General features: G+C 54.3%; 14 protein-coding genes. 8 read left to right on the top strand and 6 right to left on the bottom strand.

Annotated elements, in window-relative coordinates:
- The first annotated feature begins 464 nt into the window (after positions 1–464).
- From MK110_15305 to MK110_15315, 3 genes are all read left to right on the top strand, one after another.
- Positions 465–4,649, top strand: coding sequence for a right-handed parallel beta-helix repeat-containing protein (locus tag MK110_15305; protein ID MCH2212669.1), 4,185 nt, complete (start codon positions 465–467; stop codon positions 4,647–4,649).
- A gap of 118 nt (positions 4,650–4,767) precedes the next feature.
- Positions 4,768–6,174: a DUF1501 domain-containing protein gene (locus MK110_15310; GenBank protein MCH2212670.1), complete on the top strand. Its 1,407-nt coding sequence runs from the start codon at positions 4,768–4,770 to the stop codon at positions 6,172–6,174.
- A gap of 394 nt (positions 6,175–6,568) precedes the next feature.
- A complete protein-coding gene (locus tag MK110_15315; GenBank protein MCH2212671.1) occupies positions 6,569–7,648 on the top strand; it encodes a formylglycine-generating enzyme family protein in 1,080 nt (359 codons plus the stop codon).
- Between the two features lie 306 nt (positions 7,649–7,954).
- Here MK110_15315 and MK110_15320 read toward each other — a convergent pair whose 3' ends face one another.
- Both MK110_15320 and MK110_15325 read right to left on the bottom strand, forming a co-directional pair.
- Positions 7,955–9,109 carry a mandelate racemase/muconate lactonizing enzyme family protein gene (locus MK110_15320; protein MCH2212672.1) on the bottom strand — a complete coding sequence of 385 codons (1,155 nt, stop codon included), beginning with the start codon at positions 9,107–9,109 and terminating at the stop codon, positions 7,955–7,957.
- Between the two features lie 83 nt (positions 9,110–9,192).
- On the bottom strand, positions 9,193–10,245 hold the full coding sequence (locus MK110_15325; GenBank protein ID MCH2212673.1) for a galactitol-1-phosphate 5-dehydrogenase: 1,053 nt from the start codon (positions 10,243–10,245) through the stop codon (positions 9,193–9,195).
- 461 nt (positions 10,246–10,706) lie between these two features.
- Between MK110_15325 and MK110_15330 the strand changes: the two genes are divergently transcribed.
- The 5 genes from MK110_15330 (at position 10,707) to MK110_15350 (ending at position 21,096) form a co-directional block, all read left to right on the top strand.
- Entirely contained in the window at positions 10,707–11,654 is a 948-nt protein-coding gene (locus MK110_15330) for a TraB/GumN family protein (GenBank protein ID MCH2212674.1), read from the top strand.
- Positions 11,635–11,838: a hypothetical protein gene (locus MK110_15335; GenBank protein ID MCH2212675.1), complete on the top strand. Its 204-nt coding sequence runs from the start codon at positions 11,635–11,637 to the stop codon at positions 11,836–11,838. The genes MK110_15330 and MK110_15335 overlap by 20 nt, the downstream gene beginning before the upstream one ends.
- 150 nt (positions 11,839–11,988) lie before the next feature.
- Positions 11,989–13,347 (top strand): metallophosphoesterase family protein, encoded by a 1,359-nt coding sequence (locus tag MK110_15340; GenBank protein ID MCH2212676.1) that lies wholly within the window; start codon positions 11,989–11,991, stop codon positions 13,345–13,347.
- Positions 13,348–14,815: 1,468 nt separating this feature from the next.
- Complete coding sequence (gene gltB / locus MK110_15345) at positions 14,816–19,393, top strand: glutamate synthase large subunit (GenBank protein ID MCH2212677.1); 4,578 nt, start codon at positions 14,816–14,818, stop codon at positions 19,391–19,393.
- 203 nt (positions 19,394–19,596) lie between these two features.
- Positions 19,597–21,096, top strand: a complete 1,500-nt coding sequence (locus MK110_15350) for a glutamate synthase subunit beta (GenBank protein MCH2212678.1) — start codon at positions 19,597–19,599, stop codon at positions 21,094–21,096.
- Positions 21,097–21,103: 7 nt separating this feature from the next.
- Here the strand turns inward: MK110_15350 and MK110_15355 are convergent, their stop codons facing one another.
- From MK110_15355 to MK110_15370, 4 genes are all read right to left on the bottom strand, one after another.
- Positions 21,104–22,117, bottom strand: a complete 1,014-nt coding sequence (locus MK110_15355) for a 3-deoxy-7-phosphoheptulonate synthase (GenBank protein MCH2212679.1) — start codon at positions 22,115–22,117, stop codon at positions 21,104–21,106.
- A 348-nt stretch (positions 22,118–22,465) separates the two neighbouring features.
- On the bottom strand, positions 22,466–23,095 hold the full coding sequence (gene trmB / locus MK110_15360) for a tRNA (guanosine(46)-N7)-methyltransferase TrmB (protein ID MCH2212680.1): 630 nt from the start codon (positions 23,093–23,095) through the stop codon (positions 22,466–22,468).
- A 287-nt stretch (positions 23,096–23,382) separates the two neighbouring features.
- The gene (locus MK110_15365; GenBank protein MCH2212681.1) at positions 23,383–24,387 is read right to left on the bottom strand and encodes a hypothetical protein; all 1,005 of its coding nucleotides are present in this window, start codon (positions 24,385–24,387) and stop codon (positions 23,383–23,385) included.
- A gap of 157 nt (positions 24,388–24,544) precedes the next feature.
- Entirely contained in the window at positions 24,545–24,916 is a 372-nt protein-coding gene (locus MK110_15370; GenBank protein ID MCH2212682.1) for a hypothetical protein, read from the bottom strand.
- Positions 24,917–25,409 lie beyond the last annotated feature (493 nt).

Consider the following 25,409-nt stretch of genomic DNA (forward strand, 5'->3'; position numbering starts at 1 on the left):
AAGCGGTGACTCAGGTATTTCGGGCCTTTGGCCAAATCAGTTTCATTGATTTCTAAGTACGTCGCGGCTGTCCCGGTTGCTGTCTGTATCAGGAATCGGTGCGGTGTCTCTACAGCTCAGGCTGCGGCGGAAGATCATGCCGCAGTTACTTGAGCGGCTTGCCGGTTTGAATCCGGTTGAGCCGGAACGCAGAACTGTTTATGGCGTGTCCAGGATCAGTTGGTGACGTACAAACAAAGCCGAAAGAAGGCCCGCCGGTGTTGCGAAGAAATTTTGGCTGAATTCCCCGGCTGTCTGACTGATCACACAAGCCGCGGCAACTGACCGGATTGCGGGTCTGGAGTTATCCAACGCCGGTTTGCCATCAATGAATCCGGCGGAGAGATTTTCAAAACTGATCGAATAACGTGGCGATACAGCTCAAAAAAGTGGTCACACTAATGAAGCGCGGAGCAGACTGAATCATGAGTGAGAGAAACCGACATCCGTTCGTCAACAGTCCATCGATTGTTGCTACGGTCGCCATCGTTGTCGTGCTTGCACAGGCTGCCTCACAATCACCGGCAACTGAGCCGGAAGGTCTCGTTGGCCACTGGTCATTCAATGACGGTACGGGCAGGGACTCATCCGGTAACGAGCAGTTGGCCGGGTTGGGTGGAGCGAAAATATTCTCGCTGGGAGACGGTCAGGCCTGTCTGCAGTTTGCTGAAGAAGTCGATCCTCTGCGGATTCCTGTCTCGCCAGAGTCCCCGGCTGCTATCGAAAGGGGGACTGTCAGCTTCTGGATGAGTACGTCCAGCGATCGGACCAGCATCATCAGGTTCAATAACCGAGCCGTTGAATTGAATTCGTATCGTGGCGACTTTCAGGCTCGGTTTCGTGGCAACGACGACTTCAGGTACGGAACGCTGGTGATGGATTATGACTGGCCAAAGTACGACATGCGAGAATTCGCCTTCTATGGACATCCTCGGGCGGCCGTTGGCGATGCTGAGTGGCATCATTTTGCGGTTGCTTACGATGATCAGGTGGGAAAGATCATCGGTTGGCGGGATGGGCAGCTGATCGCGGTCGTTGATCTGTCAACCGTGGGTCCGGAACCGCTGATGCGACAGGGATTGAGCGAAATTACGGCCGGAGAGGAATTCATTGGTTTCCTGGATGATTTGCGGATCTACAACAGGGTGCTGTCCGACAGTGAACTGCGGTCTGTCTATTCGTCAACCCGCTCAGTGTATGCCGATCGCCGTGACACGAATCATCCGGATCGGCCCATGAAGTCCTACAGGTTTCAGGAGCAGGATCGCACGCTGTATCGTGCGTGGCTCCAGTATCACCCGCCTGCACGTGAACAGGGTCGCGAGTTACTGAAGACCATCGTCGCCGAAGGCCGGCATTCCACAGTCCGGACAGCAGCATCGGAGTTGAAAGATGCCGTCAGATCCATGTTCTCATTTACGCCGTCGGTGACCGAACAGGCTGATTCCGGCACAAAAGTAGTACTTGGCACACCCGCAACGTCCAGCTGGATTCGCAGTCACGCCGACCAGTTGGGGCTTGACCGCATCGCGGATGACGGATTCGTGATCAGGACTGTATCGTCAGGGGAAAGTTCCACGCTGGTTGTGGCAGCACGTATTCCGGCAGGTGTGATCTTCGGCACGTTCGATCTGATCCGGCGCATACAAACCGGACAGGACCCGCGGCAGCTGGACGTGTTCGAGAACCCTGCAATTCCCATTCGCATGGTCGATCACTGGTCATATTTCCGAGGTGTCTTCGGTGACAGATGGCGCGGTGGCGGCCGGGACAATTCGATCTTCAGCTGGGAGGAGTTAAGGACGGGTGATACCAGGCAGATTCGCGACTGGGTCCGCATGATGGCCTCAGCCGGCTGGAATGCCATTTGTCCCTGCGAAGTGAACTGGCACTACCGAGACAATTTTCTTGATCACCTGGACGAAGTCGAAGTCCTTGCGGAAATCCTGCGGGATTACGGCATGAAACTGTACTGGAGCCCCAGTTATCTTCTGGCGCTCGACCAGAGTACGGCGGACGCGTTGTATGCGCGCGTCCCTGACTTTGGCGGGTACATGATGAAGCTGGGGTCAGAAAAACAGAATGGCCACCCCGGGCCGCCGATGGTGAATCGTATTGCAGACACCGTTATGCCCTGGGGGGGGACGGTGCTTGTTCGCGGGTTCGTTTACGGCAATCTGCGTTACACGCCGGAACCGTATCGCACTTTGATTCCCCACGACATTTTTGCGCCGAAAGACGGAGAATATCGAGAGAATGTGATTATTGTTCCCAAGGGCAGTGCCGGTGACTGGGACTACTCCGCGCCCATTCCGGCAATTGATGGGGCGCTGCAAAAAAATCTGTCCGGAAGTGAACAGGTCATCGACAAGAAGTTTCCCAGTTCCTGGGTAGAAAAATGGAAATGGTGGCTGGAGCAGGATCATTATCACGATGGTCCCGGTAGCCTGAACAAGCTGAATGTGGACTGTATCATGGGCGTTTCCATGATCAGTCCCTCACCCTCGTGGACATCAACTCCGCTGAATATGGTCAACTACTATGGCCTGGGCCGGCTGGCCTGGAATCCTGATCGAACTGTTGACGAAATTTATACGGAGTGGATTCAGCAGACATTTGGCCACGACCCGGAAGTGGTTGACATTATCCGGGACATCCTGCTGATTTCGGACGATGCAGCCCGAAAACTTTATATGTACAGGGGTTACCGAGGAATCTGGATTGACAAAGGTGATGTCGGCCTGGTCGAACGCAAATTACCCTACGTGATCAACCGTCACGGGATCGGGCCGACCAGTTCCCGACTGCAGCAGCGGGTGCTCAGTCAGTACTCAGCCGGCCTTCGCGATGTTTTCGCTGATCCGTTGCGCAGTGAAGAGTACCTGTCTGCCTTTCACTTCAAACGTCACGACTACCGATTGTCCATTGGTCGGACACTGATCGAGGACGTCTACGGGGGTATGGAAGAAGCAGTGGATCTGGCCGCAAAGATGGTTCGTCTCTGGTCGGGGCTGGAAAACAGGATTGACGACCGTCGATATGAGTACACCCGTGAAGCGCTTGTCGAATTTGCTGAAGACGCACGCATCACTCGCGACGCGACAGCAGCCGCATTCGAAAAGTACACCGGCCGGGATCGCAAAGAAACTCTGGCTGGTCTGACTGCTGACGGCCTGGCGAGAGTTCAGGTTTGGAATGTACGGCATTTCGGAGCCGGTGAGCACGCCGCGACGAACGATGCTCCGGCGTTCAACGCGGCGATTGATGCCTGTTCATCTGCCGGTGGTGGTACTGTGTTTGTCCCGACGGGAATCTACCCGGTCGGGACCATTCACCTCAAAAGTAACATTACGCTGGTGCTTGATAAGGGGGCCATCCTCAGAGCCGCTGACGGGCACATGGACTCCCGGGAGCCCAATCCACATGCCCACGGGCTGACAGATCCTGCGTTCTATCACTGGGAAGCATCACTCATTCGGGGCAGTAATCTGGACAACATCAAAATCTACGGTCCCGGAACGCTGGATGGTTCCTCGCTGACCGTCGGCAGCGATGTACCGGAGGGGACCGGAGACAAGGGCATTGCCCTGAGAAATTGCCGGGATGTGGAAATCCGCAATCTGAATATCCGTAAGGGAGGGTATTGCGCACTGCTGGCGACGGGTTGTCGAAATCTGCTCATCGACAATGTCACCATCAAAACCGACCAAAACGGGATCACTCTGGCGCAGTGCAGGGATGTTGACGTCGCTCATTGCCACATTGATGCGGTGCGCTATGACGACGGCTATCCGGCCGGCGGTGAGGATGCGATCAAGCTGTGCAGTAATCTGTCACTGGGAACGGTACGGCCCACCGAAAATGTGACTGTACGTGACTGCAGTCTGGCTGCTGGCGGTAGTGCGATTCATGTGGGTTCCGAGACCGTGGGGCCGATCAGCCACATCGAATTTGACAACATCAGGGTCCATCGCGCCGGCCATGCCGGCATCAGCGTGACGGCCAACGACGGCAGCGATATCAATGGACTTCGCTTCCGCGGGATCCGTATGGAAAACACATTTGCTGCCGTATTTATCAGGGTGACTGATGCCGCTCGCGTTCCGCCAGGCACCTATCGCCGTGGTTCCGTTCGCAATGTTTCCTTTGCGGATATGACGGCCACCGGCTGCTCGAGGGCAGGGTCGTGCCGGGAGATGCCCTGTATTATATGGGGTAAACCGAATTCTCCTCTGGAGGGAATACGGTTCGATCGTGTATCGATCAGTTCGGAGGGCGGAAATAGACTGTTTGGTGCAGATGGGGATCCGCAGGAAAACGACATTCATGATCCTCAGCAGCTGAATTCCGTCCCGGCCTGCGTTTTGTACTTGCGGCACGTCAAAGACGTGGCTTTTGCAAATTGCCGATTTTACCTGCGAAAACCTGATAAACGCCCGGCAATTGTGGTGGACAACGTGCAAAAGATCACGTTAAAATCGACGGAATTACCTTTCGACACAGAGTCAAGTGCTAGGATTGCTGTGCGCGGAAGGATGACTAATCTTGAAATTATGAATTGCTCTGGTTTTCGCGATATGCAGCTGACCACTGGGCATCGATCGTTTTGATTGGTACCGAGAGGTGGCTTCTCATTCTCAAGTGATAGCCGGTTGCGGTCGATCAACAGTTTAAAGGGCGACCAGTTTTATAACTGGCCTAAGTCTTTTAACCGATATAGGTAATGTAATGCTTTCAATCTTTAGTGGGCAAAATCGTGACTGCGAAGGAGTGTCGCGACGAGAGTTGTTTCGCGTTGGAGCTTTAGGGGCTACTGGACTTTCCTTACCCGGTTTAATGGAACTAAAGGCGGCTGAGGCTGAGGCCGGGGCCGTGAAGGATGTTTCGGTGGTCTTGCTGTGGCTGCAGGGGGGGCCGTCGCATATTGAGACATTCGATCCAAAAATGACGGCTCCTGTCGAAATTCGTGGAATGTTCGGCGAGGTCAAAACATCGCTGCCCGGCGTCACGTTTGGCGGGACTTTTCCTAAACTGGCCGGAATGGCTGACAAACTGGCCGTTGTACGCTCTTTCCAGAGTGGGATCAGCAGTCACAAGACAGGTAGTCGTTGGGTTTCCTCTGGTGGAAATTCAACCGAAGCTAACATGGGTTCGCTGTACGCTCGAATGGCCGGCAATAATAATCCCCATACGGGTATGCCACGCAATGTGCTGTTACTGCCATCTTCGGCCGGCGAGGAATACAAAGATTTCATCCGGAAGGGGCCCGAGCGATTCACCCAGGTTGGTGAACTTGGGTCGTCCTTCGCTCCGTTTGACCCCAGTACCGGTTCTGGTGGTCAGGGTGTAGAGAATATGAAACTGCACCTGCCCGATGGTCGGTTTGAGGATCGTCGGACGCTACTGACTGCTTTGGACCATCTGAAACGGCAAGCGGATTCAAGTGATGTTCTTGCCGGAGCAAATACGGCTGAGCAGCAGGCAACCTCGGTTCTGCTGGGTGGTGTGTCTGACGCATTTGACCTTTCAAAAGAAGATCCCCGTACAGTGGCCATGTATGACACCGGTCATTGCACGATTCCTGAAAGCGTCCTGAAGAAAAAGAATCCTGACATTTGGCAGTATTCGCCCGTGGCTCTGGGCAAGCAGTTGCTGATGGCTCGCAGGCTGTGTGAAGCGGGCGCTGGTTACGTGACCGTGTGCAGTACCGGCTGGGACATGCACGGAGGTCGCTTTGGTATCGTCGACGGGATCCCCTGTCTTGGTTCTGCACTTGATCATGCCGTGTCGGCCTTCATCACGGACCTTGAACAACGGGGACTGACCGACAAAATTCTGTTGGTGATGATGGGTGAAATGGGCCGGACTCCGAGAATCAATCGCAAGGGAGGCCGGGACCACTGGGGTAATTTGTGTTCGGTGGCCTTTGCGGGAGGCGGTTTGCCAATGGGACAGGTAATTGGCACTTCCGATCGACTTGCGAGTATGCCGGCTTCCGACCAAATCGGTGTCTCCCACGTGCTGGGAACGATCATGGACAGTGTTCTGGACCGTAATGCGTTGCGTAATGACAAAAGGATGGACGAAAACCTCCTGCGTTCAATCGACGCTCCAACGATCCCGCAGTTGAGCTGATCGGCACTGTTTTGATGTCCCTCCGGGAGCCGAAGGAAACCACTGGCTGCGATCAAGGTTGAGTGACTGCCATATCAGGCTCGACTGGTTTGCCCTGATCGCAGATGCTTTTTCATTCGGCACGAAGACCGGGTGATTTCTGGCTATGGTTTGCGTCGTTTGGTGTGAGCGGCGACGGTTGGGGTTGGGTCAATTGGCAGAGTCTGAGCGTTAGTGTTGCGCCCCGAGTCCTCTTGGCATAGTCAGATCTTCGGGCACTCACAAAATAAGTCGTTCGAGATACCGCGATTGAACGAATTTAACAGACACTCGAGGAAACGAGTTGCCGACGTGTTCGGGATTGTAGGGCTGTGGTATTCGCCGGTTTTCCGAAGAGCAACAAGTGGCAGCAGTGATGACTGAACGACATCGAAATATGACCGCCAAACTGGTTCCGGGCGCTGTGGCTGTTATTGTCGCGGTATTGCTGATTCCGGTCGGGTATTGGATTCGGCCATCAATGGGTGCCGAAGCCATTGTCGACGTCCTGGACAGGTCGGGCGATGAGCTACCTGAGTTCCGGGGCATCCGTAATCCGCCCGAAGGTATCGAGCATCCGGAACCTGAGGTGGCGGGACACAGGTCAGAATTTGTCTCCAGGTCCGGTGATTTGGGTGCTGTAGAGACTGAGGACAGGTCGAAAGTCAGTCTGATGCCCGAGGGTGGTGATGCATACGTTCAACTGGACCTGCCTGCAGAGTCCACGGCCGGCAGTCCGAACAAACATCCTGTAATTGTGAATTCGATCGGCATGTCGTTGAAGTTGGTGCCGGCGGGAAGATTCCAAATGGGATCGATTTCGGGCGACAGTGATGAAAGACCCGTACACGAAGTGACCCTGACTTCCCCGTTTTACCTGGGGATCTATGAGGTGACACAGCAGCAGTATGAGCGAGTGACGGGGACAAATCCGAGCAGCTTCAAGGGACGGGCCAAGAACCCGGTTGAGAATGTCAGCTGGGAAGCTGCTGTAGAGTTCTGCAGCAGGCTGTCGGCGATCCCGGCCGAGAAGTCATTCGGGCGAGTTTACCGGCTGCCTAGCGAGGCAGAATGGGAGTACGCGTGTCGTGCTGGAACCACCACTGCGTTCAGTTTTGACGATGACCCTGGGCAACTCGCTGATTATGCGTGGTTCAAAGGTAACTCAGACAGAAGCACGCAGTCGGTTGGCAAGAAGCAGCCTAACGCCTGGGGACTCTACGATATGCATGGAAACGTATGGGAGTGGTGCCAGGACTGGAAGAGCGATTATTCGAGCGGCTCAGTGACGAATCCCGTGGGGCCACCATCGGGTTCAACCCACGTGTACCGGGGCGGCAGCTGGCGCAGCAAGATCAGAAGTTGCCGATCGTCAGACCGATTCAAACACATTCGCCCGCCGGGTTACCGCGACAATCGCGTCGGCTTCCGGGTTGTTCTGGAAACGCCCCTCTAACCGTCTGCACAAGTGAGCATCCTTTGTTGCCGGTTTTATGTGGGTCCGTTGCTATGTCAGGACTCGACTGTGCGGACAGATTGATGTTTGATCATTTCGTTTCTCAGATGATTGAGGACACGACCGTTCTCACTCCTCCTTGCCGTACAGATCCATCGCGTTGGTGACCGTACTCCGGTCGGTACACACGCACGCTGGCCTGGCAATTCTTCAACACGGACGGTTCCGCGGTGGCGTTCCGTCATGAGCTCTTGTTTAGCACCGCGTGATCACAGACCACCATGCCCAGTGGTTCTGGTTTCGTCATCAGTTAAGAAAACTTCGGCCGAAGACCATGTCCGAGTACAGGCCGTCAGGAATCTCCAGAGGATCTGCAAGGCGGTAGCGGTCAATTGTCGACTGATTCAACTCGATTCCCAGACCGGGCGCTGAACTTAGTGTCAGCTGGCCATCGCGGACTTCAGGTGGTTCGACAAGCAGTTGTTCCACAAAAGGATTGCCCGTCTGGTCCATCTCGACTGTAAGCCCGTGGTCGATCGAGGCAACGACATGAGCATTAGCGGTGATGGTGACAGCGTCGCTCCACGTATGAGGCGCCACACGCAGGCCGGCAGTTTTGGCCAGTTCGGCAACGCGCCTGACTTCACTGATTCCTCCGCAGCGACTGGCGTCGGGTTGAACGATATCAACAGCACCGGCACGGATCAGCTCGCGAAAACCCTGGAAGCCGAATTCGTTTTCGCCCGCAGCCACAGGCACGGGGCAACCGTCGCGGAGGGCTGCATAGGAATCAATATCCTCCGGTTCGAACGGTTCTTCAAACCACAGTACTTTGCATTCCGCCAAAACATCCGCAAGTTGACGGGCCGTGTCCACGCTGTAACGCATTGAACCATCGACCAGAACGTTGTCGTCGCCGAGGATTCCGTGCACCGCTCGCACAGCTGCAACATCCAGTTCCGGATCGCGGCCAAGTCGCATTTTTGCTCGGCGGAAACCCCGCTGTCGGTGTCGTAACGCTTCCTGTTTCAGGTCTGCCACGTCACTCCACAGTAATCCACTGGCATAAGCCGGACATGCTGTCCGGTCGCCACCCAGCAGTGACCACACTGGTTTGTCCTGATTTTTTCCGCGCAGATCCCAAAACGCTGTATCCAGCGCGCCCAGGGCCGACACTGCGGCACCTTTTCGTCCGTACCAGCGGGTGACCTGATACATCATCTCCCACAGACGCTCAACATCGGTTGGGTCTTCACCCAGCAGCAGTGGTGCCAGCTGTCGTTCAATAATCAGATGCAGAAGTCCCGGATGGGAATACCCGGAGCCAAGTCCGACATCACCGGTATCAGTGTGCACCCGTACGAGGGTGGTCACGCGTGCCGAACACCGGCCCCCGGCATAGATGTACCCGTTCTCGTATTCGAACCGCAAAGTGATGACTTCGATATGGTCAATTTTCATTGGCGATCCCTGTTTGTTGACTAAGACGGAACTACCTGGAACCGGGCCTCTGTGCATCAGTCGTTCGATGCGGTCAGTCTGGTTCAGTCCGCGGAACCCTCGTGTTGGGGACACAACAGGACCTTCATTGCGTTCGGTTCACCTTCGTAGAGTCTGCGAAACCAGTCTGCTCCGTCCTCAAGGGGAGCCCGGGCAGTTATCAGAGGTTCCACCTGGATCGCACCGCTTTCCAGAAGTGCGATACATGCCGGGTATTCACCATTGCAGCCACAGGTTCCGTAAAGACTCAGTTCCCGGGTGACGACGTCCTGCAGCGGTAGATCGATTTCCGGCGTTACGTTGCCGACCAGGGTTACGGAACCACCTTTGCGAGTACCGGCGATTGCGGATTTGATCGTCGGCGTCGTACCGACCACTTCCATTGCCACATCTGCTCCTCGGCCCTGTGTCAGTTCGTGAATTTTCGCCGGAGCGTCCTCGTCTGCTGCATTGATTGTGAAGTCTGCACCCAAAGTACGTGCGACGTTCAGTCGATGATCATTGACATCCGTAGCAATAACGCGACTGCAGCCGGCGAGACGCACGGCCTGAATGACTAACAGTCCGATCATTCCGCTGCCAACGACAACTGCTGTGTCGCCCAGTCTGATCGGGGTGCGATTGGCTGCGTGAACCGCGACCGAGACAGCTTCGATCAATGCGGCGTGTTCGAACGACAGGGTTTCCGGAATACGGTAGACAATGCGGGCCGGCACAGAAATGAATTCGGCGAAGGCTCCGTATCGGCGGTAATCCCCGCATGAGACTCCCAGCACCATTCTGTTCTCACACAGGTTGGCGTCGCCGTGAGAGCAAAACCAGCAGCTGCCACAGGAAACCATTGAATCGAAGGTGACACGGTCGCCTGTCACAAAATCTGTCACCCGGCTGCCGACGGCAGCGACAATACCGGACGCTTCATGCCCCATGACAAGTGGAGGGACACGACGTCCGCTGCTGCCGTCCCAGCCGTGGATATCACTGCCACAAATGCCGCACGCCTGCACCTGAATTAAGACATCGTCGTCACCGATTTCCGGCTGATGAAGTTCAATGAGGTCCAGCTTTTTGTATTCCGACAGCAAAAGTGCTTTCACGACAAACCAATCGATCCGGAGGCTTAAAAATTAAGTTGGCGAAAGACCTGACTACGGGTTAGTTATCGTAGCCTCCGGTCGGTGCGACTCAATGTCGACCCCGGCAGTCCATCGATTGGGAATCATAGTGAAATCGTGCGGCCTGTTGTCTGGACAGGAGATCATACGAATGATCTGTAAGGGTTCCGCAGTCCCTGCCTGTGTGGCTTGCCTCGCTGGCGGGGGAACGACATGTTCTGCCGATAAATCCTGGACGCTGCGTGGCAGGCATTGCACCCGGCATGTCCAGGATTCCGGAATGCCGGACCGTTCTGTCAATCCCCCTGTCGTGAGACGCCTTCGTCAGGGGGTTGGTCGTATTCCTGTCTTGCACTGTTTTTTTTTGTCGGTAGATTCGGATTTTCCGTGAAACGAATCTCTCGTGTTACGAACGTATCGTGTCTGGCTTAAGGATCGAAATCATGGCACGACCTTTATGGCTGGTGATCGTTCTGTTGTTTCAGGCTCTTTCCGCGTCAGCGAGGGATGAGGGGCCTGTTACGATCGAGCGGCCGTTTCTCTGGGAATTTTGGGAGCCCGGTTCCCGTGTTACGTCGTATCTGTTTGGTACGATCCATGTCAATGATCCGAACATTACGAAGCTGCACCCCGCTGTGCTTTCGGCGTTTGGTTCTGCTTCAGCAGTCTGGTTTGAAATCGATTTTGTAAAAGACAATGTTGTTCAAACCAGGGCAGTTTCGTTGCCGCCAGGCCGACATCTTGAATCCTTAATTCCGAAATCCGCAGTTGGTCGGATCGATCGGCGGCTTAAGAAGCTCAGCCCGTTGCTTACGCGAAACGTTCTTCCGGAATTCCGTGTGGTAATGTGGCCACTGGTTTTGGCCAATCTTGAAGCTCAGATGAGCCGGCCGGGTACAGCTCCAATGGACATGCAGCTTCAGATGTCCGCTGGTGAGGCTGGTAAGAAGACCGGAGGCCTGGAAGACCCGTCTCGCCAGCTTCAGCCGCTTCTGGATCTGTCGATTGAAAAGCAAATCGAATTTCTTGAAGCATCGCTCGACATGATGGATGCAGACGATGCCGGCGGCATTCACCCACTTGAGCAGCTTGTCAAAATTTATGCGTCTGGAGACAGCCACGCTCTGCAGGAGTATTTGCTGCAGGAAATAAATCGCCCTGAAATGTCTGAGGATCTGAAAACTTTGTTGATCGAGACTTTGTTGATCAGGCGGAATGCCCGTATGGTCCGGGCGATCGTGGCAAATCTGAAGGCGGAACCTGGTGAAGTGCATTTCGTGGCAGTCGGTACCGCACATTTGCTGGGAAAGGAATCCGTAGTCGAAGGTCTGCGAGAAGCCGGATTTACAGTGCGGCGTGTGTCCGTCACTGATGAGCATAAAAAAGAATAGCGATCGTTATGCTCGTGACTCCCCCCGGTGTTACGGGCTGTTTGCAACGATCTTCCTTATTCGTCACGAACAGGTCACTATTGCACCGGCCTGGAATGCGGTTGTTTTCGCGACGGACGATATGCTGATCCATGACCGCAGTGGTTATGGTGGTGATGTGCAGACTGCATCGTTTTCTTCGTAGCTGCGGATCCCCTTTCAGGTTTGGCGTCCTGCTTCTCAACATCCGTTAAGTTTGTTTTTTGTTATCTCAGCAGGCGAAAACATTCGGAGAGTCTGACTACCATCATTGCTCGTGGTTTCCATCGCTTCTGCCCCATGCAAGACCTTCTCAATGCGATTTTTCCTGTCTTCTGTGTTGATCGTACTGCTGCTTTTTGTGTCCGTCGGATTACGGGCAGAAGATCGGGTGTCGTCCGTTCGCGTGACGCCGCTTGTTCCGGTCGAAGAGCAGTGGAAGCCCAGCGCCGTACCTGACCGCATTGTGATCAGCTGGAGTGACGATCCGTCGACCACGATGTCGGTTACCTGGCGCACAGACACTACGGTCCGACAGGCGGTTGCTGAGATTGCTCCGGCGGAAGGTGGTCCGAAGTTCGTCACCAGCAGCAAATCCATCGACGCCTCATCGCAGTCGCTGGAAACGAATTTGGGACCTTCGCTGAGGCACACTGTGACATTCCAGGGACTGAAGCCTCAGCATGAGTATCTGTACCGTGTCGGTGACGGGACCAACTGGAGCGAGTGGGCTGATTTTCGGACGGCCTCGTCGGAAGCTGCACCGTTTAGTTTTGTGTATTTTGGAGATGCTCAGAATGACGTGAAGTCACACTGGTCACGTGTTGTGCGGCGAGCCTTTCGTGATGCTCCCAGGGCGTCATTCTTTCTTCATGCAGGTGATTTGATTAACCGATCTGATAACGATGCAGAGTGGGGTGAGTGGTTCTATGCGGGGGGCTTCATTCATCGATCCACTCCGTGTGTCGCGACACCTGGCAATCATGAATTCGGACGTGTGGGAGATACCGATCAACGTCGTCTCTCTATTCACTGGCAGCCTCAGTTCGCGTTTCCTCAAAATGGTCCGGACGGGCTCAGGGAGACAGCCTACTGGTTTGACTTCCAGGGAACACGGATCGTCTCACTGAACTCGAATGACAGGATCGAGGAGCAGGCGGAGTGGCTGGATGCTGTGCTGACAGACAATCCAAATCAGTGGACTGTGATGACGTTCCATCATCCGATGTACTCGGCCAGCGCCGGCCGTGACAATCCCCGTCTGCGCGAGTTGTGGCAACCCGTTATCGATAAACACCATGTGGATCTTGTTCTGCAGGGTCACGACCACACGTACGCCCGTTCTCAGCTGATGACAGCTGAAGTGAACCTGATCACGGGAGTTTCTCATCAGGATCCGAATACGGGGACTGTTTATGTTGTGTCGGTGAGTGGTCCAAAAATGTATGAATTGGGTCGTCGACCGTTCATGCGGCGAGCTGCCGAGGATACGCAATTGTATCAGATCATCAGGATCGACGGTGTGCAGCTGATCTACGAAGCCCGCACAGCTGTCGGCGAACTTTACGACGGTTTTTTGCTACGCAAAGACGAGGGCGCGAAACGCACTCTGATCGAACAGATTCCGGGTCTCCGTGAATCACGACGTCCGGAAAGTGAACGTCGGAAAAAGTGAGTGACGGAAACAACTACAGGCTGGAAATGGTCTGAGGAAACGGTTGAGGGAGGTCGACAGTCGGTTCACTCGCGACGAGCTTCCCGTTGACTGATTTTGGTGCCGTCGAGCCCGGTCAGGACTGATGCTTATCTCAGTGTCGGAACTGGTTGTGAGTGCACGGAATGTGTCGGTGGGGCCCGTTTCGGTTTTCCGGTTCTGCTCACCGAAGACTATGCGGATCTTTCATTTTCAACGAGGCCGGGGTCATCCGTCCACGAACGCATTGTGCTGATAAACGACATGTGAACCGTATACGTGTGTACGTGAATGGCGAATACCTGCCCGATACCGACGCCAGATTTCGATCTTCGACCGCGGCCATTTCGAATGGCCGATGGTGTTTACGAAAGTGACCAGCGTTCTGGGGCAGGTTGATCGATTTCGGCGGCCATGCCGGACGGCGACCGTGATTTCATGTTTTCCGATCCGGTGACCACTGTGCCAATGCCTGTGCTGTTCACTCAGGCGAAGCGGGGCTGGTCAACTTCCTGGTATCCAAAACCGGCATCAAGGTCATTTCGATCGAGGATATCCCCCGGGCTTGGGGCTGCCGCGACATCAAGACAGTTCAGCTGCTGCATCCTTCAATGGGCAGGATAATGGCCAAAACGCAGGACTTTTCCGATGCATGGACGATCGAAGACAACTTCGATACGGCTGAAATCCGCAGTTAAGGTGTACGGATTGGGCCTTAGCACCAGATACAGCGAACTATATGGATGATGTGGGAGGTCTTTGCTGCTGGTTTTTGCGCAACACTGGACAGGTTCCGGGTTTGAGCCGCATTGTTCGATAATAGGTGCAACCTGTTACCCTGCAAAAGATTGCGCAATCCGTCCAACTGGTTGCGCGGTCATGGCAGGAATCGAAAAGATTGTACGTGGCATCTTGCGATTTAACGCGGCGATGCCTAACCTGGACGGGGCACTAGCTTGCCATTTTTGCATTGCGTGAGAAAATGTCCGGTTCCGGAGTCGGATACGGGTGATACCGGTGTCCTGACGCATCACAATCGATTGACAAATGTCCCGATCAACGACGTATGAGACCAGGTTTCTTCAAAATCTCTGTGAGAATTGAATTTAATTGTATTGCGCGAATTTTCTCCGTCGATCCGGGATGGAAATCCGGGAGCGTTCGTTGCACGTTCTTCTCCCCACTTCCCGTGAATCGCTTCGTCGCTGACACGATGTCATATGGTGGGCCGACTCCACAGTTCGAACATTAAGCCTGCCCCAAACACGTTCATGACGTTTTGGTCAACGCGTTCGATAGAGCACAAAAAGACGGTCTGAAGACAGCACTGCAGACCTTCGACCAGAGTCCGGACGATATCTGCCGCCCTGCGTACCGATGGTTGAGAACAACCAGTCCGGTTTCTGTTTGGCGGAATAACGACCGGGCTAACTGAACAGGAAAAGACACGATGGAAGACATTCGAGGAAATGAGTATCCCGCTCAATTCAGTGCACCCTTTGGCGCACCGGCGGCACAGGGTCTGTACGATCCGAAAAATGAACATGATAATTGTGGTGTTGGTTTCGTTGCCCATATCAAGGGACAGCGCAGCCGGTCCATCATTACGGATGCCGATCGAATTCTGAAGCACATGGATCACCGGGGTGCCTGTGGCTGTGAAGAAAACACAGGTGATGGTGCGGGGATGCTCACGGCGCTGCCGGTCGAGTTTTTGAAGCGCGTCGCTCTGGAAGATATGGGCGTGGAGTTGCCTGAGTCTGGTCGTTACGGTGCGGGCATCGTATTCCTGCCGCAGAATTCCGCTGAGCGCAAAACGTGTAAAAAAGCGGTTGAGAAGATCATTAGTGAACAGGGACAGTCACTGCTGGGCTGGCGGGACGTGCCTGTTGATTACGATGGTGCCGATATCGGCACGACAGCCCGCGCATGTGCACCGTTCATGGAAATGCTGTTCGTTGCCGCTGCCGAGGATATCGGCCAGGAGGCACTCGAACGTCAGCTGTTCATTATTCGGAAACGAGCCAGTCATCAGTTGCGGAATAGTGACCTGACAGAGGCACTTCAGTTTTACGTGTGTACCCTGTCGACGAAGGTCATCGTTTACAAAGGAATGTTGACATCCTTCCAGGTGATTCCGTTTTTCAGAGATCTGCAGGCCGAAGACTACACGAGTCATTTGGCGATGGTTCACAGTCGGTTTGCCACTAATACGTTTCCCAGCTGGGATCGTGCTCAGCCACTGCGATTCATGTCCCACAACGGCGAGATTAATACTCTCAAGGGAAACAGCAACTGGATGTTCGCGCGCCAGGGAAAAATGAAGAGCGAACTTTTCGGGGAGGAACTGGAGAAGCTGTTTCCCATTGTGGAACCACATACATCTGATTCCGGCTGTTTCGACAATGCAATGGAAATGCTTTACCACAGCGGTCGCACGCTGCAGGAAGTCGTCATGATGATGATTCCGGAAGCCTGGCAGAATCACCCGTCCATGCCGGAAGAGAAGCGGGCATTTTATGAGTATCACTCGGCGCTCCAGGAGCCGTGGGACGGTCCGGCGTCGGTGTCGTTCACGGACGGCAGGTATATCGGGGCGAGTCTGGACCGAAACGGTCTGCGTCCGAGTCGATTTTATGTGACCAAAGATGACCGTGTGGTCATGGCCAGTGAAGTGGGCGTACTGGATGTTGAGCCGGAGAATGTGGCTTTCAAGGGACGATTGCAGCCCGGTCGCATGTTTTTGGTCGATTTTGAGCAGGGGCGAATCATCGATGACGGTGAACTCAAGTCAGACGTCGCATCACGCCGCCCGTATCGGCAGTGGCTTGAAGAAAACCGAATCCTTTCGGATGAAATTCCCGCAGGTACCAAACCGGTCTTCTATCAGGATCAGGACCTGTTTAACCGAATGAAGGCGTTTGGTTACACCACGGAAACGCTTGATTTTCTGCTGATTCCGCTGCTTCACGCAAAAAAAGATCCCATCGGTTCCATGGGAAATGATGCAGCGCTGGCCTGCCTGAGTGATCAGCCGCGTATGCTCTATGATTACTTCCGACAGCTGTTTGCCCAGGTGACGAACCCGGCGATCGATTCGATCCGGGAAGAAATCATCATGTCACTTGAATGCTGTATTGGTCCCGAAGGCAATCTGCTGGACACCACTGCGGAACAGTGTCACCGTCTTGTGGTGCCGCATCCGATCCTCAGCAATCAGCAACTGGCTGATCTCAGTGCGATGGACCATCGAGGCTGGAAATCAAGAGTCATTGATATCACGTACGATCGATCCGAGGGATCGGACGGCCTGCGGCCCGCACTTGAGAGGATTTGTGAGGAAGCTCGGCAGTCAATCCGTGATGGTTACAGCCTGATTGTCCTGTCTGACCGGGCAATTGGCCCGGAGCGTGTGCCCGTGAGTTCTCTGCTGGCGAGCGGTGCGGTGCACCATCATCTGGTCCGGCATGAAGAGCGCACTCAAATCGGGATTGTCGTCGAATCCGGTGAAGCGCGTGAAGTGCATCACTTCTGTCTGCTGATTGGATTTGGTGCCGACGCAGTCAATCCGTATCTGGCGCTTTATGCGCTGCGGCAGGCACGTGTTGACGGGCGTCTGCCGGACGATTTTACAGACAAAATTATTGTGAAGCGGTATCGCGAAGGTGTTGCCAAGGGAATGCTCAAGGTGATGGCCAAGATGGGGATCAGTACCCTGGCCAGTTACAAGGGCGCTCAGATCTTCGAAGCCGTGGGTCTCAGGGACGATGTCATCGACCTGGCATTTGCGGGAACGGCCAGCCGAATTAAGGGTGTTGGTTTCGATATCCTTGGAAAAGAATCCCTCATCAGACATCACTCCGGTTATCCCGGAAATCCGGAGAGTGAATCGGCGGAACTGTCGAACCCTGGTCTGTTCCACTGGCGGCGAAATGGCGAGAAACACGCCTGGAATCCGCATACCATCGGTCGTATTCGGCAGGCTGCTCGATCCGGCGACAAAAACGCATACGTGGATTTCAGCACTCTGGTCAACCGTGAAACCACGCGAGCCTGTCATCTTCGGGGATTGTTGAAGTTCAGGTCCGGCGCGGCAGTCCCGGTCAGCGAAGTTGAGCCTGCCAGTGAGATTGTTAAACGATTTTGCACCGGTGCTATGAGTTTCGGATCCATTTCAGCCGAAGCCCATGAAACTCTTGCCATTGCTATGAATCGCATCGGCGGAAAGAGTAACACCGGTGAAGGCGGTGAGAAGTATGAACGATTCAATCCAATGGATAACGGGGATAGTAAACGTTCGGCCATCAAACAGGTGGCCAGCGGTCGTTTTGGAGTGACCAGCTGGTATCTCACCAACAGCGACGAACTGCAGATCAAGATTTCGCAGGGAGCAAAGCCAGGTGAAGGAGGGGAACTGCCGGGACACAAGGTGGACGACGTGATCGCCAACACGCGACTGTCGACGCGCGGTGTCGGGTTAATCAGTCCACCTCCACATCACGACATTTACTCGATCGAAGACCTGGCTCAACTGATTTATGATCTGAAGAACGCCAATCGACGGGCCCGCATCAGTGTCAAGCTGGTTTCGGAAGTGGGCGTTGGCACCATCGCCTCCGGTGTCGCGAAGGGGCACGCCGACAATATCCTGATTTCCGGAAGCGAAGGTGGGACTGGTGCGTCACCATTGACCAGTATTAAGCATGCCGGTCTGCCATGGGAACTGGGTATTGCAGAAACTCATCAGACGCTGGTGATGAACAACCTGCGCAGTCGAGTACGTCTGCAGACGGATGGACAGCTCAAGACCGGTCGTGACGTCGTTGTTGCAACATTGCTGGGGGCCGAGGAGTATGGCTTCAGTACAGCACCGCTGATTACGATCGGCTGCATTATGATGCGCAAGTGCCACTTGAATACATGTCCCGTCGGAATTGCAACGCAGGATCCGGTGCTTCGGAAGAAATTTCGAGGGAAGCCGGAACATGTTGTCAACTATCTGTTCATGGTTGCAGAAGAAGCTCGCGGGATTATGGCCCAACTGGGCTTCCGTACGATTAATGAAATGGTCGGTCGAAGTGACATGCTGGAGCTGGACGAAGACGTTGCACACTGGAAAGCAAAGAGCATTGATCTTTCGGCTATCCTCACGCCGGCGAAAAAACTTCATCCGGATGTTCAAACGTTCTGCACGATCGACCAGAAGCACGGTCTGGAAGATGTTCGAGATATGGAATTACTGGAGAAATGCCGTGAGGCACTTGAGTCCGGTACTTCGGTCAGAGTCGATACACACATCGAGAACATCGATCGAGCCTTCGGCACAATCCTCAGTAATGAGGTCAGTCGCGCTCACGGAGAAAACGGATTGCCGGACGATACGATCCACATCAAAGTCAACGGATCGGCCGGGCAGAGCGTTGGAGCCTGGCTGTCACGGGGCGTTACGATTGAGGTTGAAGGTGACGCCAATGACTACGCGGGAAAGGGGCTGTCCGGCGGCCGACTGGTGGTTTATCCGCCTAAGACGTCAGATTTTGTCGCCGAGGACAATGTGATTGTGGGCAATGTCGCACTTTACGGCGCGACAGGGGGAGAAGCCTACTTGCGAGGAATTGCAGCAGAGCGGTTCTGTGTCAGGAATTCCGGTGCCTGGGCAGTCATTGAAGGTGTCGGTGATCACGGTTGTGAATATATGACGGGAGGGCGCGCTGTCATACTGGGCCCGACCGGGCGGAACTTCGCGGCTGGAATGTCCGGGGGAGTTGCATACGTCTATGACCCGCATGAGAGGTTTCTGATGAATTGCAATCTGGAACTGGTGGAACTGGAACCTTTGGAGGCAGAAGGTGACGTACATGAACTCAGGCAAATGATCTCCAATCACCGGCGCTACACGGGTTCAGAAGTTGCCGACCGTATTCTGAACGACTGGGAGACAGCTCTGAGTAATTTTGTGAAGGTTATGCCGGTGGACTACAGGAAAGCTCTTGAAGAACTGGCCAGTGAAACAACGATGGCAACATAGAAATACTGAACGGCATGGTTGCCGATTGTAAAACCGGATCCGATCCACGTGTGAAGCAACTCAACTGATAGATGCATGGGCCGGAACGTATCGTCTTCACGCTGCTTCCGGCCAAAACGCGTTCCTGTTTGCGGGCCGATGGCGGTCAGCGTAACAGGAAGACCACAATACATTGATGCGACCAACTGACGAAAGAATGGACGATGGGCAAGCCAACGGGCTTCAAGGAAATTGAACGGAAGGTTCCCGGGGATCGCGACCCGCTTTTGCGCATCCTGGACTGGAATGAATTTCACGATTATATGCCCGCAGAGGATTTGCAGGGACAGGGTGCGCGCTGCATGGATTGCGGAGTCCCTTTCTGCCACACCGGGGAATTGATGTCAAATATGGCGTCAGGTTGTCCCGTTAACAACCTGATCCCCGAATGGAATGATCTGGTTTACCGTGGCCAGTGGCGTGAAGCACTGGATCGTCTGCACATGACGAACAACTTTCCGGAATTCACCGGTCGTGTCTGTCCCGCTCCCTGCGAAGGTTCCTGTTGTCTGGGAGTGATTGAACCTCCCGTCACAATCAAGGCAATTGAATGTGCAATTGTTGATCGTGGTTTCGAAGAAGGCTGGATTGTTCCCCGGCCTCCCGATGTTCGAAGCGGTAAAACGGTTGCCGTTATTGGTTCAGGACCAGCCGGACTGGCTTGTGCAGCACAACTGAACAAAGCGGGGCATCTGGTCACCGTTTATGAACGGGACGACCGAATTGGGGGATTGTTGATGTACGGTATCCCCAACATGAAACTCGATAAGGAACAGGTAGTGAATCGTCGTCTGAAGCTTTTGGAACAGGAAGGTATTTCCTTCGTCGTCAATACGGAAATCGGTAAAGACATTCAGGCTGACCAACTCCGGCGGGATTTCGACGCCGTTGTGCTGTGTACCGGAGCGACCCGCCCCCGCGATCTGCCAATTCCAGGTCGGGAACTCAGGGGCATCCACTATGCCATGGATTTTCTGCGTCCGAATACCTGCAGTCTGCTCGATTCAAATCTTGAAGACGGCAATTACATCAGTGCTAAGGACAGGAATGTTGTGGTCATTGGAGGGGGTGATACCGGCACCGATTGTCTGGGTACTTCTCTGCGGCACGGCTGCAGAAGTCTCGTCAACTTTGAAATTGTTGAACGTCCGTCGACGGAACGACCTGATGATAACCCGTGGCCGGAATGGCCCCGGGTCTTCCGCGTCGATTATGGACATGAAGAGGCTGCTGCAAAATTTGGGCAGGATCCACGAGAGTTCTGTGCTCAGACGATTGAATTCATTGGCGACGATGATGGCCACGTCCGGGCTCTGAAAGCCTGTCAGGTCGACTGGAACCAGGCGACGGAAGGTGGTCCCCCGTTTTCCCCCATCTCGGGTTCAGAGAAAGAATATCCGGCTGATCTGGTGCTGCTGGCAATGGGGTTCCTTGGTCCGGAAAACGGACCTGGCGAACAGTTGGGCATTGGGATTCGTGAGGGACGGGGCGGCATGTCCTGGTTCACAGCGGAACATGAGCAATACACGACCAGTGTGGACGGTGTCTTTGCGGCCGGTGACTGTCGCCGCGGTCAAAGTCTGGTTGTGTGGGCGATCAACGAAGGACGAGGAGCTGCGCGCGAAGCTGATCGGTGGCTGACGGGATCCAGTGACCTGCCGTAGCGCCGTCTTATGCGTCGGCGAGTGCCTGACAGGCGGACCGCAACAACTGCGCGGTTGATTCAAAGCTGATGCATCCGTCGGTGATGGACACACCGTATTCCAGTCCCGAGAGGTCCGTGTCCAGCGATTGTTTTCCGGGATTCAGGTTGCTTTCCAGCATCAGGCCAACAATGGTTTCGTTACCGACGACTCTCTGACGAATCACATCATTCCAGACGGCCGGCTGTTTTGTGTAGTCCTTGTTTGAGTTGGCGTGGCTGCAGTCGACGACGAATCGGGGAGGCAGTCCTGTCTCAGTCAACAGGCGTTTGGCTTCTGCCAGACTGGCCTCGTCGTAATTCGGTCCCGTACGCCCGCCTCGGAGAATCAGATGTCCCAGCGAATTACCTCGGGTTTCCACCACACATGTCTTGCCGTCGTTGTCCATGCCCAGAAATCGATGTTCCGCCCGAGCTGTCTGCATGGCATTGATAGCCACTTCCAGACTGCCTTCGGTGCTGTTTTTGAATCCGACCGGCATTGAAAGGCCGCTGGCCATCTGTCGGTGCGTTGGTGATTCTGTTGTTCTCGCCCCAATTGATGCCAGCGTAATCAAATCGGCAATGTACTGCGGCGTGATGGGCTCAAGCACTTCGCTGGCAGCCGGCAGGCCGAGTTCGGCCACGTTTAGCAGAATTCTGCGTCCGAGTTTCAGGCCCGCGGGCAGGTCGAACGTATCGTTGAGGTGCGGGTCATTGATGAGTCCTTTCCACCCGGTCGTGGTGCGCGGCTTTTCGAAATAGACCCGCATCACGACGACAATCTGTTCCTGAACCTCATCTGCCACGGACTGTAGCCGTTCCGCATACTCCATTGCCACTTTTTCACTGTGAATCGAACACGGACCAACGATTGCAATCATTCGACGGTCTTCTCCCCGCAGGATCCGGGCAATGGTCTGGCGGGAATCGTAAACCATCTGCGCAGCTGCATCTGATACCGGGAACTCAGCCTTAAGACTGGCTGGTGATGTCAGTGGCATCGTGCCGACGATGTTGACATCCTGAAGATGTTTTTGGGTTTCGGTCATAGCCATGTCTAGTGCGGCACGGCCGCAAACAATTTTGAGTGGTGATTCCCGGCGCGTCGGGAATTCGTTGTCGGTTTGGTAAGACGCACGCCGTTAACAAATAAAACGTCTTTCCCTATGAATCGAAAGCACAATTCGGACGGTTCCCGTATCCGCCGGATTTCCGGGAATCAATCGTATGCAAACCGGATATGCGGTGTCTTTGACATGGCCAGTATTTGTTGCACCGGCAAATCGATCAATTGCCGAGTCGCAATTCCCTGGAATCCGGAATTGATTTGGCAGACTGATCCCAACGTGTCAGCGGGCAATTCGCTGCCAAAGCCCGCGATAGATGGGCAGTCCGAGTTGTCTTTTCTTGCGTTCGAAACTGGTCTGGTAGTCCATGTCGTGTTCGGCTTCACGTTCCGCAGGTGGCGATAATGTGTCGAATTGAGAATGTTCATTCATCAGCTGCTGAATTACCTCAAAATATTCCGCCACATCACTCCACGAATGGACACAACCGCCGTCTTCCAAAACCCTTGCCAGCAGATCAACGAAACCTGCAGTGAACAGACGGCGCTTGTGATGTCGCTTCTTCCACCAAGGATCCGGGAAGTACACATGAGCCGCCGCTACAGATCCCGGCTGAACCAACTTTGACAAGACGATATTGCAGTCGCCACCAATAATACGGGCATTTGGCTGATTCCGTTTCAGGAGTCTCATGGCACCACGGCGACCTTCGCGATAATCAACTTCGATTCCCAGAAAATTTGTCTCCGGATGGCGTTCAGACGCGTTGACCGTAAACAGTCCTCGTCCGCAGCCGATGTCGAGCTGCACAGGTCGGTCGTTGCCAAAGAACCGCGACCAGTTGAGCGAATCACCAACATCTTTGATTGTCTGAAACCACGGTTTAAGTGGTTTAACGGGAGCAGTCTGCATTTCGGACGTCTCGAACGGGCAGTCCTTTGATGATTGATACAGCCGCGATTGTTTCTGTCCCGCAGTCTTTTCTCGTCAATAAAAGCGCAGGAAAATCGAAATTTCACCAAATTGTGAGGCTGGATCAGGGGGATCTGACGGGGAACAACAGAGCGAGAGACTTTCCCTGGCTTGTGGAAAAGTTTTGACGGTCGATCCGGAAAGAAGTCGTCTGTTCCGCGGGTAGACACCAAATCGGCAGTATGGTTCGTCTACACGACTGTATCTCCGTCGATGTCGTGTGCCTGTCACCGGAAAAGTCGGGGTAGCGGAAATATTCCGAGGAATCTGCGCGCCCGAGATGTTCTGTCACCCGCTTCTTCAAACGGGGATGTATCTGCTGAATCGGACCAGTCCGGTTCAGCCGGTGTTCCGTCGACTGTAAATACGGGTTGAGTCCATGCCGTCTGAGTCGTGTCCCGGGTCTGCAGAAACTCGGGTGGACGCAGCGAAATCGATCCCGGCGCACGCCGATCGGCGGGTGATTGTTGTGTGCCGGCGACTCGTATGCGGCTGGCCATTTCCCGCAGGGTAAGATTCTCACCGTTTGGAACCCTGGGCACGACCCACAGAGCGGTATCGATTGAAGGATTCGTGTTGATTCTGGAAAACGACAGCGTCAGCTCTGTGTCGCTTACGGGAAGTATCAGACGGACTCTTCGTGGAAGCAAATGCCCGCTGAAGTCCTGATGGTTGCTGAGTTGAGCCCTCACAATCGCGGCCCCGTTTCGATCGAATGCAATATGTTCCCGAACAACGCGTTTTTCCCGGTCAACTTTGATTACATATCGATGAGCGTTCTGCCCGTTCGATTTCCGGACCGAACTGAGCCACAATTCTTTGCCGAGTGGATCAGACGTCCGTTCCAGCACATAGTCATCTGTGTCAAGCTGTTTCACTCCCAGTACAAGCATTAACCAGTCCGGGTCTATGTACGGAACCTGAACCTGCGAAGGAAGTTCCTGCAGGAGGTGCGAGTCTTCGTGCCGCCAGGAAATTACGCCGTGATGACCAGGAGAACTCTGAAACCAGCAATACTCTGAATTTGCTCCCATATCGGCTGATGCGACCAGGCTTGTTGCCGTCAGATGAAAGCGGTTGGGGTACTCGCAGGCTATGTTTCCCTTCATTGCCGGAACATGCACCACGCCAGGAAACCGGGCCGTCAGACGCATGTCTGTACATTGCCATGCCTTTAAGTTTCCGGACTGCTGATTGAGATGATCGATGAGGTCCTCGCACGACACGTTCATAGGCAGAGGAGGATCAGCGGGAGCCGTATGTCGATGCGCCCATGACCCAACTTGGCAACCCGAACCCAAAAGTGCGATCAAAATGACTGACGTGTTTCTGATCATCCCTGACCTCACAGTCCGGCGACTGTTTCTCCCGGACTGCTTCCGCCCGATGTCATGTCACCGAACCGGAAAATAACTGATTCTGCAACTCTTCAATTCGGTCACCGGACAAATCCCGTTCCAGCACTTCAAATGGTCCCTCGCCCCCGGTCCCGATCAGACGCATGACCTGGTGTTCGTCCACGAGTATCGACTGCTCCAGCTGCAAACGGCGTTTACGCATCAGCAACAGAGCCAGAACGTACTGATAATCCTGTTCGATCTTATTTGGGGATTCGCACAGCTGGACGAAGTAGTCGAACAACGAGTCTGTATCGAATGTGTTGACAGAGCCGGAGTTACGTTCCGGCACCACACTTTGCCAATATCCGACCATTCCATCCGGCGGACCCGTCCAGGATTCATCGCAGTAATCCTTTCTCACGACCCGCCCGTCCAGCTCGATCAGCACAGACCAGCAAACTTGTCCGGTAAGGAGCTCCTGGCCCGAGGATGCACAGGTTCTTCCAACTGGCCGTACGTTGAAGTCCATTTCAACCGGGGTCCAGGATCAGAGGAATGACGAATGACGTGGTGCGAACTCCGCTCCAAAATCCGCTGTGGCATCGCCTCAACATCAGGAGATGGATACCACTGATCGTACGGTATGTGTGGAATCTTACCAATATCAACATCTGTTGCTTCTGATCAGCCTAGGTTTGACTTCGGATCAGTCTGCAGCATGCCGTTCATTCACCCAAAGCCTGCTGGCTCGCCAGACGGCCATAATGCTGTTTTTGTTAACAGACTTTTTATTTTTACTTTTTGTCCAAAAGCTTCACAATTTGCCCTGTCTGTTCAGTGGATTCACTGAGCCGTACGATCCCCATGCTTGTCCGGTTCGGCGTAGACGTCGCGCATTTGCAGCTACGCGACGG

Source organism: Fuerstiella sp., from assembly GCA_022447225.1.
Lineage (GTDB): Bacteria > Planctomycetota > Planctomycetia > Planctomycetales > Planctomycetaceae > S139-18.